Genomic DNA, 16,769 nt, shown 5'->3' on the forward strand with positions numbered 1-16,769 from the left:
CACCCTAGTTGGGGGTGCGGCGGGCGTCATCCGGATGGCCCAGTCGTCACTCGATGGAATGGCTTTGGGTAAAGGTGATGACGGTCGGGCGTGCCGAGGGGTTCACTCCCCCGGCACGCGGAGGGGTCACTCCCCGGCGGCCTTGCGAGCGATGTCCGTTCGGTGCTGCGAGCCGTCCAGCCGGATCCGGCCGACCGCCGCGTACGCCCGCTCACGGGCCTGCGCCAGGTCCTCGCCGGTCGCCGTGACCGATAGCACGCGGCCGCCGGCGCTCACGACCGCGTCGCCGTCCCGCTTCGTCCCGGCGTGCAGGACGTACGCGTGCGGGGCATCCTGCTCCGCGACCTCGCCGAGGCCGTGGATCGGGTCGCCCGTGCGCGGGGTGCCGGGGTAGTTGTGCGAGGCGATGACGACGGTGACGGCCGCGTCCTCGCGCCAGTTCAGCGGCGGCTCGTTGTCGAGGGTGCCGTTGGCCGCGTTCAGCAGGACGCCCGCCAGCGGAGTCCTCAGGCGGGCCAGGACGACCTGGGTCTCCGGGTCGCCGAAGCGGGCGTTGAACTCGATGACCCGTACGCCGCGGCTGGTGATCGCCAGACCCGCGTACAGCAGGCCCTGGAACGGCGTGCCACGGCGGCGCAGCTCGTCGACGGTCGGCTGCAGGACGGTGTCCATGACCTCGTCGACCAGCTTGGGGTCGGCCCAGGGCAGCGGGGAGTAAGCGCCCATGCCGCCGGTGTTCGGGCCCTCGTCGCCGTCGAGCGCGCGCTTGAAGTCCTGCGCGGGGGTGAGCGGGAGGACGGTGGTGCCGTCGGTGATCGCGAAGAGGGAGACCTCGGGGCCGTCCAGGAACTCCTCGATGACGACCCGGTCGCATGAGAGCGCGTGGGCCCTGGCCTCCTCCAGGTCGGAGGTGACCACGACGCCCTTGCCGGCCGCCAGACCGTCGTCCTTGACGACGTACGGAGCGCCGAAGGCGTCGAGCGCCTCGTCGATCTCCTCGGGGGTGGTGCAGACGTAGCTGCGGGCGGTCGGGACGCTGGCCCCGGCCATGACGTCCTTGGCGAACGCCTTGGAGCCCTCCAGCTGCGCCGCCTGCTCGGACGGGCCGAAGCAGGGGATGCCGGCCGCGCGGACGGCGTCGGCGACGCCCGCGACGAGCGGGGCCTCCGGGCCGACGACCACCAGGTCGGCCTCCAGGCCGGTGGCGAGCCGTGCGACGGCGTCGCCGTCCAGCTGGTCGACGGGATGCAGCTCGGCGACCTCCGCGATTCCGGCGTTGCCGGGCGCGCAGTGCAGAGCGGTGACGTCGGGATCGAGGGAGAGAGAGCGGCACAGGGCGTGTTCGCGGGCGCCGCCGCCGATGACGAGGACCTTCACGCCAGCCAGGGTAGCCCGCGTGGCCGGATGTCCCTTGTGCGGGCCACCGAGCGAGACGGCCCTACTCGTTCGTGTATTCCTCCACAACCGTGGCTCCGAGCTCGCGAACGATCAGCTCGTGGCCGGAGAGGGCGGAGTCGACGAGGTCGGGATCGTCCTCCTCCGGCACGTCGTCCTCGGGCGCGACGGGCGGCGGCGCGTGGTGGACGGTCGTGGGGGCCGAAGGCCGGTTCTGCGGTACGGAGGCGGGGGCGGACGCCTGCTGGTGCTGTTGCGCGGGCGGGGTGGACGGCGCCTGCTGGGACTGCCCGTACGACGCGGCCTGCTGGGTCGGCTGAGCCTGCTGCTGAGGAGCCCACTGCTGCTGCGGGGGCGCGGCGGGAGCGGAGGTCTGGGCCGGGCGGCCACCGCCGAAGTTGGCCGCGGCCGGGGGCGGGGTGACACCGCCCGAGGGATCGATGATCGCCTCGATCTTCCACTGCACGTTGAACTGCTCGGCCAGGACCTGCCGCAGCACGTCCTCGCTGCCGCTGCTCGCGAAGTTGTCGCGGGCACCGGCGTTGAGGAAGCCGAGCTGGAGGGTCGTGCCGTCGAACCCGGCGACCTGGGCGTTCTGGCTGAGCAGGATCCAGGTGAAGCGCCGCCGGTTCTTCACGGCGTCGAGGATCGGCTGCCACATGTTCCGCACCTGCGCGGCGCCCTGGGCCATGTCACCGCCGGCAGCCGGTGCCGGAGCGGGGGCCGCGGGGGCGGCCGGGGCGGGCGCCCGCTGGGGAGCGGGCGAGGAGGCCCCCGGCCAGGCGCCGGGGGCGGGGGCGCTCGGCGCGGCGGGGCCGGCCGGGGTGGCGGCTCCGGGCCAGGCACCGGGGCGCGGGCCTTCGGCGGCCGGAGCGGGCTGCTGAGCGGCGGCCGGGGCGGGTGCGGGGGCTTGCTGGACGGGGGCGGGAGCCTGCTGGGAGGGCGCCGGAGCCTGCTGCACCGGTGCGGGGGCCTGCTGCACCGGTGCCGTCGGGGCGTGGGCCTCGGGTCCGGGGACGTAACCCATGGCGGGGGCGGGCCCGCCGGTGGTGAAGACCGGCGCCGGGCCCGAGGCGGCCCCGCGCTCGAGTCGCTCGATCCGTGCCTGGATCGAGCGCTCGTCGTCGAAGGCGGCGGGCAGCAGCACGCGCGCGCAGATCAGCTCCAGCTGCAGGCGCGGCGAGGTGGCCCCCCGCATCTCGGTCAGGCCGGTGTTGACGAGGTCGGCCGCCCGGCTCAGCTCGGCCGCGCCGAACACGGACGCCTGCGCCTGCATGCGCTCCACGACGTCCACGGGCGCGTCGATGAGCCCCTTCTCGGCGGCGTCGGGCACGGCGGCCAGGATCACCAGGTCCCGCAGCCGCTCCAGAAGGTCGGCGACGAAGCGGCGCGGGTCGTTGCCGCCCTCGACAACCCGGTCCACGACCTCGAACGCGGCCGCACCGTCACCGGCGGCGAAGGCGTCCACCACCGAGTCGAGCAGCGACCCGTCCGTATACCCGAGGAGAGAGGTCGCCATGGCGTATGTCACACCGTCCGCGGCGGCTCCGGCCAGCAGCTGGTCCATCACGGACATCGAGTCACGCACGGACCCGGCGCCGGCCCGGACCACGAGCGGCAGCACGCCCTCCTCGACGGGGATGCCCTCGCGGCCGCAGACCTCGCCCAGATAGTCCCGCAGGGTGCCGGGGGGCACGAGCCGGAAGGGGTAGTGGTGCGTCCGGGACCGGATCGTCCCGATGACCTTCTCGGGCTCGGTGGTGGCGAAGATGAACTTGAGGTGCTCCGGCGGCTCCTCGACCACCTTCAGCAGGGCGTTGAAACCCGCCGAGGTGACCATGTGCGCCTCGTCGATGATGTAGATCTTGTACCGGCTCGAAGCGGGGCCGAAGAACGCCTTTTCGCGCAGGTCACGGGCGTCGTCCACACCACCGTGCGAGGCCGCGTCGATCTCGATGACATCGATCGAACCCGGCCCGTTCCGCGCCAGGTCACGGCAGGACTGGCACTCCCCGCAGGGGGTGGGAGTGGGACCCTGCTCACAGTTCAGACAGCGCGCCAGGATGCGCGCACTGGTCGTCTTTCCGCACCCACGGGGCCCGCTGAACAGGTACGCGTGATTGACCCGGTTGTTCCGCAGGGCCTGCTGCAACGGGTCGGTGACATGCTCCTGCCCGATGACCTCGGCGAAGGACTCGGGGCGATAGCGGCGGTACAGCGCGAGAGACGACACGTATACGAGGTTATAGGCGCCCACCGACAACCCGGGCATGCCCGGAAACGCAAGCGCCCCCCACGCACCCGCCAGAGCCGACCTACCCTTGCTGCCTTCCGGCCCTGGGGGAGTTCAGTCAGATAGCGCCACGTGAGGGGCTGCGCCCAGGGTACCCGATTCCGGAGACCACTCCGTCCCCCGGGACGGGTCTCGGTGAACCGTTGTGGATCACGTTCGCGAGCACCCCTCAACGTCTTGTATTGTTTGCGGCGGAGGATTCGCCTAGTGGCCTAGGGCGCACGCTTGGAAAGCGTGTTGGGGGCAACCCCTCACGAGTTCGAATCTCGTATCCTCCGCCAGTGCCTCACCGGGCACGATGTCGAAGGGCCCCGCAGCTTGCTGCGGGGCCCTTCTTCGTTGTCCGTCCCACGTCATGCCGCCAGGGCGTGGGCCGTGCGGCGGCCGACCCGGCCCGTCAGGGCGAGGGTCAGTGCCGCCGTGAGGCTCCCCAGGGCCAGGGCCGTCCACCAGAGGACCGCCGGGCCGAGACCCGTGTAGAGGGAGACGCCCAGGGTGAGCGCGCCGAACCGGGCGACGCCCCAGGTCCAGCCGAACGCCCCCTGATAGCGGCCACGCGCGTGGGCCGGGGCCAGGTTGGCGACGACCGTGGCCGCGATGCCCGCCACGCACACCTCGCCCAGGGACCACACGACCACGGACACCGTGAACCCGACGATGCCCTCGGCGAGACCCGTCAGCGCCACGCCGACGGCGATCAGCACGCTGCCCGCGCACTGGACCCGCAGCTGGGGAAGGTGGGCGAGCCGGGCCGTGACGAAGGGCTGGAGGGCGACCACCAGGATGGCGTTGACCGCCGCCATCGCCCCGTACACCGCCGGAGAGAGGCCGCTGTCGTGGACGGCGAGCGGCAGGGCGACCTCGGTGAGGGAGTAGACGAAGAGCTGAATGCCGAAGAGAGGCAGGAGGGCGAGGGCCAACCGGTCCCGGAACACCACGCCGTAACCGATCCCGTCCCGTGCCCTGTCGCCCCAACCGTCCCGCGCGCCGTCATCGGACCGGGTGCCCGAGTCGGCGTCCGAGCGGTCTTCGTGCGCGGCCTTCGTGCGCGGTGGCTCGTTCAGCCGGGTCGCGACGACGACGGCGTAGACGATCATCGTCGCGGCGTCGACCGCGAACAGCAGCCAGTAGCCGTGCGCGGCCAGGAAGCCGCCCAGGACACCCGCCACCGCCGTACCGATGTTCACGCCCCAACCGAGCAGGGCGTACGCGCCCTGCCTGCGTTCCGCGTCGACCGCGTCGGCCATCAGCGCGTACGCGGCCGGGCCGACCATCGCGCCCGTCGCGCTGATCAGCAGCGCTGCCGCGGCCATCGTCCACACGCCCGGCGCCACGAAGAGCGCGCCCTGCGCCGCGGCCGAGCCCAGCAGCCCGATCAGCATGGTCGGGCGCCGGCCGACGCGGTCGGCCAGGACGCCGCCCACCGCCGGGCCCAGCAGATTGCCGGCGCCCAGGGCACCGAGGACGTACGCGGTCTCGGGCCCCACGACACCACGCGCGGCGAGGAAGAAGACGAGGAAGGGCGTGACCATGAAGCCGAGGCGGTTGATGACCGTGCCGGCGAAGACGGTCCACACGGTGGACGGCAGTTCCCGGAAGGAGGAGAACGGCGAGGAAGAGGAGGAGGGCATGCGAGGAGACTGCGGCCGAGACGCCATGACGATCCATTGATTAAGCTCAGACCGAATCGATCTTTGGGGAAGGGGGGGTGTATGGAAGCCGGACTCACGTTCTCGGCGGCCGACCTGGCGCAGACCCGGTTCGCCGTCTCCCCCATGTGGGAGGTCGTCACCAGCTTCCGGATGCTCCGGCACCCCTCCGAACCGCCGCCGCACCGGCGTTGGGCCGCGCAGGTACGGCCCCGGCTCGCGCGGGCGGGGCTCGGTGACGGGTGGCTGGCTGAGTTGATCCCGGGTCGCGGCCATCTCGCCGACTTCCTCAACCCGACCCCCGCCACCTCCTTCCCCACCCTCGCCGCCGAGCTGGACGCGATGCGCGCGTCCCCGCCCGCGCGGGTACGCGAGGACCTGGACGCCCTCGAGGCCGAGAAGCCTGCCGGGCACCGCCCCTCGCCCCGGCTCCGCCTGCTGCGCGAGGCCCCCGAGGAGGCCCTGGAAAAGGTCGCCGCCGAGATCGAGACGTACTGGGAACTCGCCCTCGCCCCCTACTGGGCCCGTATCCGCCGGCTCCTCGAAGCCGATCTCTTCCACCGCGCCCGGCAGGTCGCCGAACACGGTTCGGCGCGCGTCCTGAGCGAACTCCACGAGACCGTTCGGTGGGACGACGACACCCTCCACCTGGTCCGCCGCCACTGCGCGCTGGTGACCCGCGACCAGGTCGGTTCCGGGCTGCTGCTCGTCCCCTCGGCGTTCGCGTGGCCCCGCGTCCTGACCCGCGCGGTGGCGCCGGATCCGCCCCAACTGGCCTATCCAGCGCGGGGGATCGGCAACCTCTGGGAGCCGCGCCCGACCGACGCGACGGACGCGGTCGCCGCCGTCCTCGGCCGCTCCCGCACGCTGCTCCTCACCGAGCTCGACACTCCCGCCTCCACCACCCAACTCGCCGGCCGGTGCGGGCTGTCGGCCGCCGGCGTCTCCCAGCACCTGATGGCGCTGCGCAACGCGGGCCTCGTGACCGCGCACCGCAGCGGCCGGTCCGTCCTCTACGCCCGCACCTCGGTCGCGGACGCCCTCCTCACCCCGTCGGGAGCGCCCGCATGACCGCCGAGAGCACCCGTACGCCCGCCGGCGGGACCGCGAGCAGCACCCCCGGGACCGGGACCGTGAGCAGCACCCGTAGGGGCGCCCCTGCGACCGCCGGCAGCACCCGTAGGGGCGCCCGTACGGCCTGGTCGGAGCGGGTGGTGGTCCGCGACGGGGTACGGCTGTCCTGCCGTGACCGGGGCGGTTCGGGCCCCGCCGTGGTCCTGCTGCACGGGCTCGCCGGCCATGCCGGTGAGTGGGACGCGGTGGCGGAGCGGCTCCACGCGGACGGGCACCGGGTCGTCGCCGTGGACCAGCGCGGGCACGGGCACAGCGAGCGGCTCCCCGAGGACACCTCGCGGGCCGCGTACGTCGCCGATGTCGTGGCCGTACTCGACCGACTCGACCTCCAGCGACCGGTGTTGGTCGGACAGTCGCTCGGCGGCCACACCGCCCTGCTCACCGCTGCCGCGCATCCCGGCCGGCTGAGCGGCCTCGTGCTGGTCGACGCCGGCCCCGCCAGGGCGGACGAGGGCCTCACCGCCGAGACCGGTGGGTGGCTGGCCTCCTGGCCGGTGCCCTTCGCCTCGCGGGAGGCGGCGGTCCGCTTCCTCGGGGGCGGGCCCGTAGGGGAAGGGTGGGCGGACGGCCTGGAGGAACGGGACGGCGGACTGTGGCCTCGGTTCGATCCCGAGGTGATGGTGCGCTCGCTCGCCGAGAACGTCACCCGCGCCTTCCGGGCGGAGTGGGAGGCGGTCGACTGCCCGACGCTCGCGGTGATCGCGCAGAACGGGATCGTCACGCCCGCCGAGTTCGACGGCATGGTCCTGCGCCGCCCCGGCATCCGGTCGGCGAGCGTCCCCGGCACCGGGCACGACGTCCATCTGGAACGGCCCGACGCCCTCCACCGCCTGCTCGTGGACTTCCTCGCCTCGTGCGTGCCCGGCCGGCCTTGCGCTGGAGCGCACTCCAACTCCTAGAGTCACGCGCCGAGAAGGAGGTCTACATGCGCTATCGCGTACTCGGCGGGACCGGCATCGAAGTGAGTGCGTACTGCCTCGGCACCATGATGTTCGGCGCCGTCGGCAACCCGGATCACGACGACTCCGTACGGATCATCCACGCCGCCCTCGACCAGGGCATCAACTTCGTCGACACCGCCGACATGTACTCCGCGGGCGAGTCCGAGGAGATCGTCGGCAAGGCGCTGCGCGACCCCCGTCGGCGGCAGGACACCGTCCTCGCCACCAAGGTGCACTTCCCGATGGGCGAGGGCCGCAACCGCAGCGGGAACTCGCGCCACTGGATCATTCGGGCCGTGGAGGAGAGCCTGCGGCGGCTCGGCACCGACTGGATCGACCTCTACCAGGTCCACCGGCCCGACCACCGCACGGACATCGAGGAGACGCTCGCCGTCCTCGGCGACCTCCAGACCCAGGGCAAGATCCGGGCGTTCGGCTGTTCCACCTTCCCCGCCGAGGAGATCGCCGAATCGCACCACGTCGCCGAGCGGCGCGGTCTGCGCCGGTTCCGCACCGAGCAGCCGCCGTACTCGATCCTCGCGCGGGGCGTCGAGGGCTCGGTGCTGCCGGTGGCGCAGCGGTACGGAATGGGGGTGCTGACCTGGAGTCCGCTGGCGTCCGGGTTCCTCAGCGGGAAGTACCGCAAGGACCGGCCGATCGACCTCACCAGCGGGCGCGCCGCGCTCACCCCGCACCGCTTCGACCCGACGATCCCCGGCAACGCCGCCAAGCTCGACGCCGTCGAGCAACTCGTCACGCTCGCGGAGGAGATCGGCTGCTCGCTGCCCGAGCTGGCGCTCGCCTTCGCGGCCGCGCACCCGGCAGTGACCTCGGTGATCATCGGCCCTCGGACGGGGGAACAGTTGGAGACGCTGCTGAAGGGCGCCCCGCTCGTCCTCGAGGACAAGGTCCTCGACCGCATCGACGAGATCGTCCCGCCCGGCACGAACCTCTACCAGCCGGACGGCGTCTGGCGCCCGCCGTCCCTCGACGACGCGACACTGCGGCGCCGCCCGGTCACGGACCGCGCGGCGGGTTAGGCGCGTGGGAGCCCGGCGGCTGCATCGGTGTGGGGCTGGAGCCGTTGAGGTGCTGGAACCGTGACGGGGTGGAACCGTGACGGGCTGGAGCCATTGAGGAGCTTCCCACCGGTGGGCCGGGAACCGAGGGCGGGCCGAAACCGGCTTGTCGGCCCCGCCGCTGGTCCATGCTTGCCGCATGGGGATCGACAAGGCCACCCGTACGGGTACCGACAAGGCCGGCACGGCAGACGACAAGCCACGGAGGGGGACGGGCAAGGCCCTTACGGGACACGGCACGGCGGAAGCAGAGACCGGTAGGGCCCTCACGGGGGTCGCCACGGCCCCTACGGGCACGACCAAGCCCCCTGGGGAGACGGCCAAGCCCCGTGGGGAGACGGCCAAGCCCCGTACGGGGACCGCCACGTCCCTGAGTGACGCCAAGCCCCGTACGGGCACGACCAAGCCACGCACGGGGACCGCCACGGCCCCTACGGGGACCGTTCGCCGTATCGGGGCCGAGGAGCGCAGGGCCCGGCTCGCCGTGCGACATCGGCTGGCAGGGGCCGCACGGGCCGCGAGCGTGGAAGAGGTGGCGGAGGCGCTGGTGGCCCTGCACGCGACCGACCCCGCCAGCGTGTTCCTCTCCGTGGGAGCCCGGCTGAGCGGGAAGGCGGGCGTCGAAGGGCCGGTACGGGAGCTGGAACGGGCCCTGTACGAGGACCGGACGCTGACCCGGATGCACGGGATGCGGCACACGATCTTCGTCTTCCCGACCGACCTCGTGCCGGCCGTGCACGCCTCCACCACGCGTGACGTCGCCACCCGCGAGCGCGCCACGCTGCTCAAGGACCTGCGCAAGGGCAGCGCGTACGACGAGGAGTGGCTGGCGGAGACCGAGCGCCTGCTCGTCGCGGAGCTGGCGGCCAGGGGCGAGGCCACCGGCGCCGAGCTGGGCCAGGCCGTCCCGCGGTTGCGCGTCCAGTACCTCTACGGGGTCGGCACGCGCCAGGAGGGGAACCAGCCGCTCTCCAGCCGGCTGCTCCGCGTCCTCGGCATGGAGGGCCGGATCGCGCGCGGCCGGCCGCAGGGCACCTGGACCTCCAGCCGCTTCCGCTGGACGCTGACCCCGCAACGCCCCGACCCGGGTGACGCCGACGCCCACGCCGAGCTCGTACGGCGGTGGCTGGCGGCGTTCGGGCCGGCGACCGAGGCCGACCTGAAGTGGTGGACCGGCTGGAAGGTCTCCGACGTCCGCAAGGCACTGGCCGCGCTCGGCGCGGAGGCGGTGGAGCTGACCGAGGGCACGGGCTACGTCCTGCCGGACGACACCGTGCCCGTACCGGATGCGGAGCCGTGGGCGGCGCTGCTGCCCGCCCTGGACCCGACGGCGATGGGCTGGCTGCACCGCGACTGGTACGTCGACCCGGCCCACAAGCCGCTGCTGTACGACCGCAGCGGGAACATCGGCCCGACGGTGTGGTGGAACGGCCGGGTCGTCGGTATGTGGGCCCAGCGCCCGGACGGCGAGATCGTCCACCGGCTGCTGTCGGACGTGGGCGCGGAGGGCAGGGCGGCGGTCGCGGCGGAGACGGAGCGGTTGGCGGGCTGGGTCGGCGACGTGCGGGTGACGCCCCGTTTCCGCGCCCCGCTGGAGAAGGAACTGGCGACCGGGGGCACGGCCCCGCAGGGTGCCGAGGGCCTGGCCGCGGACGCCGCCCATGGGTGAGACGGCGGTCCTGCTCACCTCGCCGCAGCGCACCTCCACGACGCTCCTGCTGTCCGAGGCGGCCGCGCGCCGGGGCATGGGGGTACGGGTCCTGGACGGTCTCGACGGTCCGCCCGAGCCGTTCGCGCCCGGGCGGCCGGCGCACCACTGGTACGGCGGGCCGCTGCTGGCCGACCGGATCGCCGCACCGTTCGGCCTGGGCTTGCTCGAACCGGCGGACGCGTGGCTCGCTGACCTCCCCGAGGAGTTCACCGCCCGTCGCGTCACCCTGACGACCCTGGGCGACGCCCGGACGAGTCTGCGGCGCCCCGCGTTCGTGAAGCCGCCGGGCGACAAGTCGTTCCCGCCCGCCGTGTACGCGGACGGCGGGAGGCTCGCACAAGGGGAGCCGGGACGGCTGCCGCCGGACACCGCGGTCCTCGTCTCGGACGTGGTGAGCTTCGCCGCCGAGTACCGGTTGTTCGCACTCGACGGCCGGATCGTCACGGGGAGCCGGTACGCCGTGTACGGCCGTCTGGACCCCGGGCCCCTCACGGCCGGGGCCCGGCGCTTCGGCGAACGTCTTCTGACCGCGGCCGGGGCGTCGCTGCCGAGCGCGGTCGCGGTCGACGTCGGACCGGCCAAGGACCCGAACACCGGCCTGGAGCGGTGGGCGGTGGTGGAGGCGAACATGCCATGGTTCGCGCACAGCTACGCGGCCGATCCCGACGGCGTCCTGGACGTCGTCCTGCGCGCGGCCGGTCCGCTGGGCGACGTGACGGAACGGGACCGCCGCTTCCTGCGCCCCTGAAGAGCAGGGCGTGCGGGCTCGGCCGTGGTGCGCGTGGGTGGAATCCGCGAAGAATTCGGATCGGTCCCCGCGAGGTGTCGAGAATCGGCGCCCGGCTCCGACGTCCCCTGTGAAAGGCAACCGAGAACCCGGAAACGTGAGAGCGGAAACCTGGAATCGGAAGCCTGGAATCGGAAACCACGAACCACGGAGGACGTCATGAAGTACCTCGTCATGGTGCAGGGCGCTCAGGTCGACTACGAGGCCATGAGCGGCAAGGGTTCCGCGCAGAGCCCCGTCTGGAGCGAGCAGGACCTGAAGGCGATGTTCGAGCACATGGAGGCGATCAACAACGACCTCGCCGAGTCGGGTGAGCTCGTCGACGCCCAGGGGCTCGTCGAGCCGGCGCGGACCCGGTTCGTGAGCGTCGACAAGGACGGCCGGCCGGTGGTCACGGACGGGCCGTACGGGGAGACGAAGGAGCTGCTGGCCGGGTACTGGGTGCTCGACTGCCCGAGCCTGGAGCGGGTCACCGAGATCGCGGCGCGCGTGGCCCGGTGTCCGCAGCCGGCCGGAGCGCCCGAGTACCCGGTGGTGATCCGGCAGATCGACGAGCGCCCCGAGTCCGAGCTCTTCACCTCCTGAGCATGAGCGACGGGAGCGCGGAGGAGGCCGTCGAGGACACCGTCGAGGACACCGCGACGATGTCCGAGGAGACCGTCGAGGACACCGCGACAGTGTTCGCGGAGACCGTCGAAGAGACCGCGACGATGCGCGCCGACACCGTCGAAGAGACCGTCGAGGAGCTGCTGCGCCGGCACGCGCCGCAGGTCCTCGGCGCGCTCGTACGCCGGTACGGGCACTTCGACGCCGCCGAGGACGCCGTACAGGAGGCCCTGCTGGCCGCCGCACGCCAGTGGCCCGAGGCGGGGACGCCCGCCAATCCGCGCGGCTGGCTGATCCGGGTGGCCTCGCGGCGGCTGACCGACCAGCTGCGGGCGGACGATGCGCGGGCCCGGCGGGAGGCGACGGCGGCGCGGCTGGAGCTCCGCGAGACCCGGGCCGCGCCGTCCGACGACGACACCCTGACGCTCCTCTTCCTCTGCTGCGACCCGACGCTCGCGCCCACCGCGCGGATCGCGCTGACCCTGCGCGCGGTGGGTGGTCTCACGACCGCGGAGATCGCCCGGGCCCATCTCGTACCGGAGGCGACGATCGCGCAGCGGATCAGCCGGGCGAAGGCGAAGCTCCGGGACCACCCGTTCCGCCCTCCGGGCCCGGAGGACCGGGACGCCCGCCTGGCCACGGTTCTGCAGGTGCTCTACCTGATCTTCAACGAGGGCTACACCGCCACCTCGGGCCCCACCCTCCACCGGGCGGACCTGGCGCGCGAGGCGATCCGGCTGACCCGGGCCGTGCGCCGCCTGCTGCCCCGCGAGGGCGCGGTGACCGGTCTGCTGGCGCTGATGCTGCTGACGGAGGCCCGCAGCGCGGCCCGCACCGGCCGCCACGGCGAGCTGATCCCCCTGGACGAGCAGGACCGCACGCTCTGGGACTCCGCCGCGATCACGGAGGGCACGGCCCTGGTCGAGGAGGCCCTGACGGAGGGACCGCCCGGCCCGTACCAGCTCCAGGCGGCGATCGCGGCCCTCCACGACGAGGCGGCGCGCCCCGAGGACACGGACTGGCCGCAGATCCTGGCCCTCTACGACCTCCTGGTCGCCCAGGCCCCCGACCCGATGGCGGAACTCGGCCGCGCGGTGGCCGTCGCGATGGTCCACGGCCCGGAGGCGGGCCTCACCGAACTCGCGGCGCTGGAACCCCGCCTGAAACACCACCACCGCCTCGAGGCGGTCCGCGCCCACCTCCTCGAACGCACGGGCGCGACGGAAGAGGCCCGCACGGCCTACGAGGAGGCGGCCCGCCTCACCCTCAGCATCCCGGAACGCCACTACCTGCGCACGAGGGCGTCCCGGCTCGGTCGTTGAACGTCGGCGGACGTAACCGGACGTAACCGGACGTCACTGGACGTCAGCGAACGTCAGTGAACGTGCGGTCCGCCCGTCGGGCGGGGCTTGCCGTGGGGGATCAGGGCCGGGGCGGCCAGGGCTGCCGCCGTGGCGAGGGCCGTGCAGAGGGTGAAGGCCGCCGTGAAGCCGGTCGTCGTGCCGGGTGGGCCCTGGATGCTCGCCGCCGCGAGGGTGGAGACCAGGGCCACGCCGATCGAACCGCCCACCTCGTGGGAGGTGTTGACGATGCCCGAGGCGAGGCCGGCCTCGTGCGGGGCGATCAGGCCCAGGGCCGTGGTGGTGGCCGTGACGAAGACCGCGCCAAGGCCGAGCGAGGCCAGTGAGAGGGCCGGGAGGAGCGTGGCCCAGGCGTGGGTGCCCGGGGTGACGAGGGCCAGGGGGAGGCAGCCGAGGGCCGCGATCGTCATGCCGGCGGTCGCGCAGGCGCGAGGACCGGCCGAGCCCACCAGGCGGGAGGCGAGGTGCGCGCCGACGGCCGTGGTGACGGCCACCGGGAGGAAGACCAGGCCCGTGCGGAAGGCGCTGAACCCGTGGAGCCGCTGGAGCTGGACCGAGCCGAGGAAGAAGAAGGCGATCAGCAGCGCGGTCGCGACGAGCATCAGGAACGAGCCCGCGAGGACCGGGCGCCGGGTGAACATGCGCAGGTCCATCAGCGGGGCGCGGCTCGCCCGTTCGACCGCCGCGAAGATCCCGTACAGAAGGAGCGAGCCGAGCAGGGGCAGCAGCGTGGCCGGGGAGGTCCAGCCGGTGTCGCCCGCCTGCACCAGGCCGTAGATGAGGGAGCCGGTCGCGGCCGTGACGAGCAGCGCGCCCGGGACGTCGAGGCGGGCGGGCGTACGGACCGAGGCGGGGACGATCACCGGGAGGGTGGCCAGCAGGGCGAGGCCGACGGGGACGTTGACGTAGAAGATCCAGGGCCAGCCCGGTCCGTCGGTCAGCGCGCCGCCGAGCAGGACGCCGACGGCGGAGCCGGTGCCGCCGACGGCGGCCCACACACCGAGGGCCCTGGCACGTTCGGCGCCGTGGAAGGAGGTCGTGACCAGCGCGAGCGCGGCCGGGGAGAGCAGCGCGGCGCCGACGCCCTGGGCGATCCTCCCGCCGATGAGCATCGGGGCGTTCACGGCCAGGCCGGACACCAGGGACGCGGCGGTGAACACGGCGAGCCCGGCGAGCAGGGTGCGGCGGGCGCCGAGGGCGTCCGAGAGCCGGCCGCCGAGCAGCATGAGCCCGCCGAAGCAGAGGGTGTACGCGGTGACCACCCAGGTCAGGGAGGTGCGGGCGAGGTTCAGGTCGGCGGCCATCCGCGGGAGCGCGACGTTCACCACGGTGACGTCGAGGATCAGCATGAACTGGGCCACGCAGATCAGCGCGAGGGCCGTCCAGCGACGAGGGAGCGCGGGGGCGGGAGGGTGGTGGTGCGCGCGGGTCTCGGCATGAGTCATAGATGAACTGTACTGTTCAGTTCAGATGAACTCAACGGTACAGGTATGTCGATAGGGTCGGATCATGAGCGACCGGACCTCCAAGCCCGCCCCCGCCGGACCCCGCGCCGCCCGCAAGCGGGAGGCCATCGTGCACGCGGCCCGCGGGCTTTTCCTCCGCGAGGGCTTCGGGGTGGGCATGGACGCCATCGCCGCCGAGGCGGGCGTCTCGAAGGTGACCGTCTACAACCACTTCGGCAGCAAGGAAGCGCTCTTCACCGCCGTCGTCGCGGGGGCGCTCGACGAGCCGCTACGGCCGGGCGCCGACGACACCGGACCGGACCTCGCGGGCCTGGCCGACGCCGACGACCTGCGCGCCGCGTTCGTCCACGCGGCCCACGCCTGGGTCCGGGCCGTCCGCGAGAACGACGAGGTCCGCGCGCTGCGCACGCTCGTCGCGGCCGAGCTGCACCGCTTCCCCGAACTGGGCCGCGCCTGGCGCGAGCACGGCCCCGCCGGCCATCACCCGGCCGTCGCCGACGCCCTGCGCAGCCTCGCGGACCGCGGCCGGCTGGAGATCCCGGACCTGGAGGTCGCGGTCATCCATCTCTACTCGCTCCTGGTCTTCCCGCAGATGGTCTTCGACCAGTACGGCACCGAGCTGAGCGAGGACCTCACCGAGCGCCTCGTACGTGACGGGGTCGACATGTTCCTCGGCCGGTACGCGACCTGACGGGACCGACCCACTCCTCGGCCGGTACGCGACCTGACGGGACCGACCCACTCCTCGCTCGGTACACGACCTGCCAGGATCGTCTTTTCGACCGGCACGCGACCTGGCGTCTAACCGCGGCGCAGCCGCTCCAGCGTCGCGTCGAGACCGGCACCGGCCGCCGCGCCCTGGTTGTACGGGAGCTTCCCGAGCACCACGGCCATGCCGCAGGTGTTCGTCAGCGCCGAGAAGACGAGCCCGCCGGCGATCCCCGCCGACAGCAGCTGCCAGGCGGGGTGCAGGAGCAGGCCGAGGGCCAGACCGATCAGGACGAGCGTGCCCGCGGCGAGACGCACCTGTCGCTCCATCGCCCAGACCGGCTTCACCGGCCCGCCCTCCGGGCGGGCGGGACGGACCAGCTCATGGCCGCGCGCCACCCAAGCGCCGGTGCCGCCGGCCAGGTCGAGCGTGGCCACACCGCTCGCGGAGAGCTGCGCACGGGCCGCGGCGGACCGGCCCCCCGACTGGCAGACGAGCAGCACCTCGCCCCGGCCCGCCGCCTCCTGGAGCGCCGACACGGCCCGGCCGAGCCGGTCGAGCGGCACGTTCAGCGCACCGGGCAGGTGCCCGGAGGCGTACTCGGCGGGGGTACGGACGTCGACGACGGTCAGGCCCTCGCCGCCGAGGCGGGCGTGGGCCTGGTCGACGTCGAGCGAACCGGAGAGGGGCGAAGGGTTCGTGGGGGGAGGGTTCATGGCGGGCGCCTTCTCTGCTCGTCGACGGACCCCCCGTACGGAGAGGACGGTACCCCGGACGCCCGCTCCCCCGGCCGGGGCGGCGTGGACGCGAGGAGGGCCGGGACCCCGTGACGTACGGAGTCCCGGCCCTCTCGAAGGCGATGAGGATCGACCGAAAGTCGAGCAGGCGTCGATCAGGCGTCGCGCAGATCCGGACGGCGTCAGTCGACCGCGAGGCCGTTCAGCCGCTTGGCGATCTTCGTGAGCCGTGCGCCCTGGTAGCGCGCGGCCTGGAGGACGTTCTCCTCCGGGGCGCCGCTCGACCCCGGGTGCGCCGTCCCGTAGGGGTTGCCGCCCGCCGCGTAGACGGACGGGTCGGTGAAACCGGGGGAGACGATCACCGAGCCCCAGTGGTGGAAGGTGTTGTAGAGCGCGAGCAGCGTCGACTCGTTGCCGCCGTGCACGTTGTGGGCGCTGGTGAAGGCGGTCGCCGGCTTGTCGGCCATGACGCCCTGCTGCCACAGCCCGCCCGAGGTGTCGATGAACTGCTTCAGCTGCGCGGCGACGTTGCCGAACCGGGTGGGCGATCCGAGGGCGTAGGCGTCCGCCCACTCCAGGTCGTCCAGCGTGGCGGTCTCGATGTCACCGGTGGCGTCGACATGGGCGCGCCAGGCCGGGTTGGAGTCGATGGCGGCGTCGGGGGCGAGCTCGGGCACACGGCGCAGTCGGACCTCCGCACCGGCTTTCTCGGCCCCTTCGGCGACGGCCTGGGCGAGCTCGTGCACGTTCCCCGTGGCCGAGTAGTAGATGACAGCAACCTTGACGGACATGACGAGCCCCTTAAAGCGGATTCCGTTCCGTTTCAACGAGTAGAGACTAAACGGATACCGATCCACTTCGCAAGGGGAAGTCATGAGGAACCGGATAGCGCTCCGTTATG

Annotated in this window: 14 protein-coding genes, 1 tRNA gene and 1 other RNA gene; 9 read left to right on the forward strand and 7 right to left on the reverse strand. The window is 73.2% G+C overall.

Annotation, left to right across the window (positions count from 1 at the left end):
• Positions 1-126: 126 nt before the first annotated feature.
• From purD to ffs, 3 genes are all read right to left on the reverse strand, one after another.
• Positions 127-1,377, reverse strand: a complete 1,251-nt coding sequence (gene purD, locus ACZ4VW_RS11265) for a phosphoribosylamine--glycine ligase (protein ID WP_467960919.1) — start codon at positions 1,375-1,377, stop codon at positions 127-129.
• A gap of 61 nt (positions 1,378-1,438) precedes the next feature.
• Positions 1,439-3,628: a DNA polymerase III subunit gamma and tau gene (locus tag ACZ4VW_RS11270; RefSeq protein WP_467960921.1), complete on the reverse strand. Its 2,190-nt coding sequence runs from the start codon at positions 3,626-3,628 to the stop codon at positions 1,439-1,441.
• Positions 3,629-3,674: 46 nt separating this feature from the next.
• Positions 3,675-3,773, reverse strand: an RNA gene (ffs, locus tag ACZ4VW_RS11275) — signal recognition particle sRNA small type.
• Positions 3,774-3,881: 108 nt separating this feature from the next.
• On the opposite strand from ffs, the gene ACZ4VW_RS11280 reads away from it, so the two are divergent.
• Positions 3,882-3,969 (forward strand) — tRNA-Ser (locus ACZ4VW_RS11280).
• Positions 3,970-4,041: 72 nt separating this feature from the next.
• Here ACZ4VW_RS11280 and ACZ4VW_RS11285 read toward each other — a convergent pair.
• Positions 4,042-5,319, reverse strand: a complete 1,278-nt coding sequence (locus ACZ4VW_RS11285; protein WP_467960923.1) for an MDR family MFS transporter — start codon at positions 5,317-5,319, stop codon at positions 4,042-4,044.
• Between the two features lie 81 nt (positions 5,320-5,400).
• Here ACZ4VW_RS11285 and ACZ4VW_RS11290 point away from each other — a divergent pair, with 81 nt between their 5' ends.
• The 7 genes from ACZ4VW_RS11290 (at position 5,401) to ACZ4VW_RS11320 (ending at position 12,917) form a co-directional block, all read left to right on the forward strand.
• On the forward strand, positions 5,401-6,408 hold the full coding sequence (locus tag ACZ4VW_RS11290; protein ID WP_467960925.1) for an ArsR/SmtB family transcription factor: 1,008 nt from the start codon (positions 5,401-5,403) through the stop codon (positions 6,406-6,408).
• Positions 6,405-7,370: an alpha/beta fold hydrolase gene (locus tag ACZ4VW_RS11295; RefSeq protein ID WP_467960927.1), complete on the forward strand. Its 966-nt coding sequence runs from the start codon at positions 6,405-6,407 to the stop codon at positions 7,368-7,370. The genes ACZ4VW_RS11290 and ACZ4VW_RS11295 overlap by 4 nt, the downstream gene beginning before the upstream one ends.
• Positions 7,371-7,396: 26 nt before the next feature.
• Entirely contained in the window at positions 7,397-8,452 is a 1,056-nt protein-coding gene (locus ACZ4VW_RS11300) for an aldo/keto reductase (RefSeq protein WP_467960929.1), read from the forward strand.
• A gap of 178 nt (positions 8,453-8,630) precedes the next feature.
• Complete coding sequence (locus tag ACZ4VW_RS11305) at positions 8,631-10,160, forward strand: winged helix DNA-binding domain-containing protein (protein WP_467960931.1); 1,530 nt, start codon at positions 8,631-8,633, stop codon at positions 10,158-10,160.
• Positions 10,153-10,950 (forward strand): ATP-grasp domain-containing protein, encoded by a 798-nt coding sequence (locus ACZ4VW_RS11310; protein WP_467960933.1) that lies wholly within the window; start codon positions 10,153-10,155, stop codon positions 10,948-10,950. Before ACZ4VW_RS11305 ends, ACZ4VW_RS11310 begins: the two co-directional genes overlap by 8 nt.
• A 198-nt stretch (positions 10,951-11,148) precedes the next feature.
• Positions 11,149-11,574: a YciI family protein gene (locus tag ACZ4VW_RS11315; RefSeq protein WP_467960935.1), complete on the forward strand. Its 426-nt coding sequence runs from the start codon at positions 11,149-11,151 to the stop codon at positions 11,572-11,574.
• Between the two features lie 125 nt (positions 11,575-11,699).
• Positions 11,700-12,917: an RNA polymerase sigma factor gene (locus ACZ4VW_RS11320; protein WP_467961842.1), complete on the forward strand. Its 1,218-nt coding sequence runs from the start codon at positions 11,700-11,702 to the stop codon at positions 12,915-12,917.
• A 53-nt stretch (positions 12,918-12,970) separates the two neighbouring features.
• Here the strand turns inward: ACZ4VW_RS11320 and ACZ4VW_RS11325 are convergent, their stop codons facing one another.
• A complete protein-coding gene (locus tag ACZ4VW_RS11325; protein ID WP_467960937.1) occupies positions 12,971-14,401 on the reverse strand; it encodes a DHA2 family efflux MFS transporter permease subunit in 1,431 nt (476 codons plus the stop codon).
• 64 nt (positions 14,402-14,465) lie between these two features.
• Here ACZ4VW_RS11325 and ACZ4VW_RS11330 point away from each other — a divergent pair, with 64 nt between their 5' ends.
• Positions 14,466-15,113 (forward strand): TetR/AcrR family transcriptional regulator, encoded by a 648-nt coding sequence (locus tag ACZ4VW_RS11330; RefSeq protein ID WP_467960939.1) that lies wholly within the window; start codon positions 14,466-14,468, stop codon positions 15,111-15,113.
• A gap of 110 nt (positions 15,114-15,223) precedes the next feature.
• On the opposite strand, the gene ACZ4VW_RS11335 is transcribed toward ACZ4VW_RS11330, so the two are convergent.
• Positions 15,224-15,847 (reverse strand): rhodanese-like domain-containing protein, encoded by a 624-nt coding sequence (locus ACZ4VW_RS11335; RefSeq protein ID WP_467960941.1) that lies wholly within the window; start codon positions 15,845-15,847, stop codon positions 15,224-15,226.
• Positions 15,848-16,050: 203 nt separating this feature from the next.
• Positions 16,051-16,659: an NAD(P)H:quinone oxidoreductase gene (gene wrbA, locus ACZ4VW_RS11340; protein WP_467960943.1), complete on the reverse strand. Its 609-nt coding sequence runs from the start codon at positions 16,657-16,659 to the stop codon at positions 16,051-16,053.
• Positions 16,660-16,769: the final 110 nt, after the last annotated feature.

The sequence above is a fragment of the Streptomyces sp. NPDC029139 genome (assembly GCF_055564335.1).

Excerpts from the sequence above, each read along its gene's own strand:
- ACZ4VW_RS11285 (WP_467960923.1), bottom strand. The coding sequence starts at position 5,319 with ATGCCCTCCTCCTCTTCCTCGCCGTTCTCCTCCTTCCGGGAACTGCCG.
- ACZ4VW_RS11290 (WP_467960925.1), top strand. The coding sequence starts at position 5,401 with ATGGAAGCCGGACTCACGTTCTCGGCGGCCGACCTGGCGCAGACCCGG.
- ACZ4VW_RS11295 (WP_467960927.1), top strand. The coding sequence starts at position 6,405 with ATGACCGCCGAGAGCACCCGTACGCCCGCCGGCGGGACCGCGAGCAGC.
- ACZ4VW_RS11300 (WP_467960929.1), top strand. The coding sequence starts at position 7,397 with ATGCGCTATCGCGTACTCGGCGGGACCGGCATCGAAGTGAGTGCGTAC.
- ACZ4VW_RS11305 (WP_467960931.1), top strand. The coding sequence starts at position 8,631 with ATGGGGATCGACAAGGCCACCCGTACGGGTACCGACAAGGCCGGCACG.
- ACZ4VW_RS11310 (WP_467960933.1), top strand. The coding sequence starts at position 10,153 with ATGGGTGAGACGGCGGTCCTGCTCACCTCGCCGCAGCGCACCTCCACG.
- ACZ4VW_RS11315 (WP_467960935.1), top strand. The coding sequence starts at position 11,149 with ATGAAGTACCTCGTCATGGTGCAGGGCGCTCAGGTCGACTACGAGGCC.
- ACZ4VW_RS11320 (WP_467961842.1), top strand. The coding sequence starts at position 11,700 with ATGCGCGCCGACACCGTCGAAGAGACCGTCGAGGAGCTGCTGCGCCGG.
- ACZ4VW_RS11325 (WP_467960937.1), bottom strand. The coding sequence starts at position 14,401 with ATGACTCATGCCGAGACCCGCGCGCACCACCACCCTCCCGCCCCCGCG.
- ACZ4VW_RS11330 (WP_467960939.1), top strand. The coding sequence starts at position 14,466 with ATGAGCGACCGGACCTCCAAGCCCGCCCCCGCCGGACCCCGCGCCGCC.
- ACZ4VW_RS11335 (WP_467960941.1), bottom strand. The coding sequence starts at position 15,847 with ATGAACCCTCCCCCCACGAACCCTTCGCCCCTCTCCGGTTCGCTCGAC.
- wrbA (WP_467960943.1), bottom strand. The coding sequence starts at position 16,659 with ATGTCCGTCAAGGTTGCTGTCATCTACTACTCGGCCACGGGGAACGTG.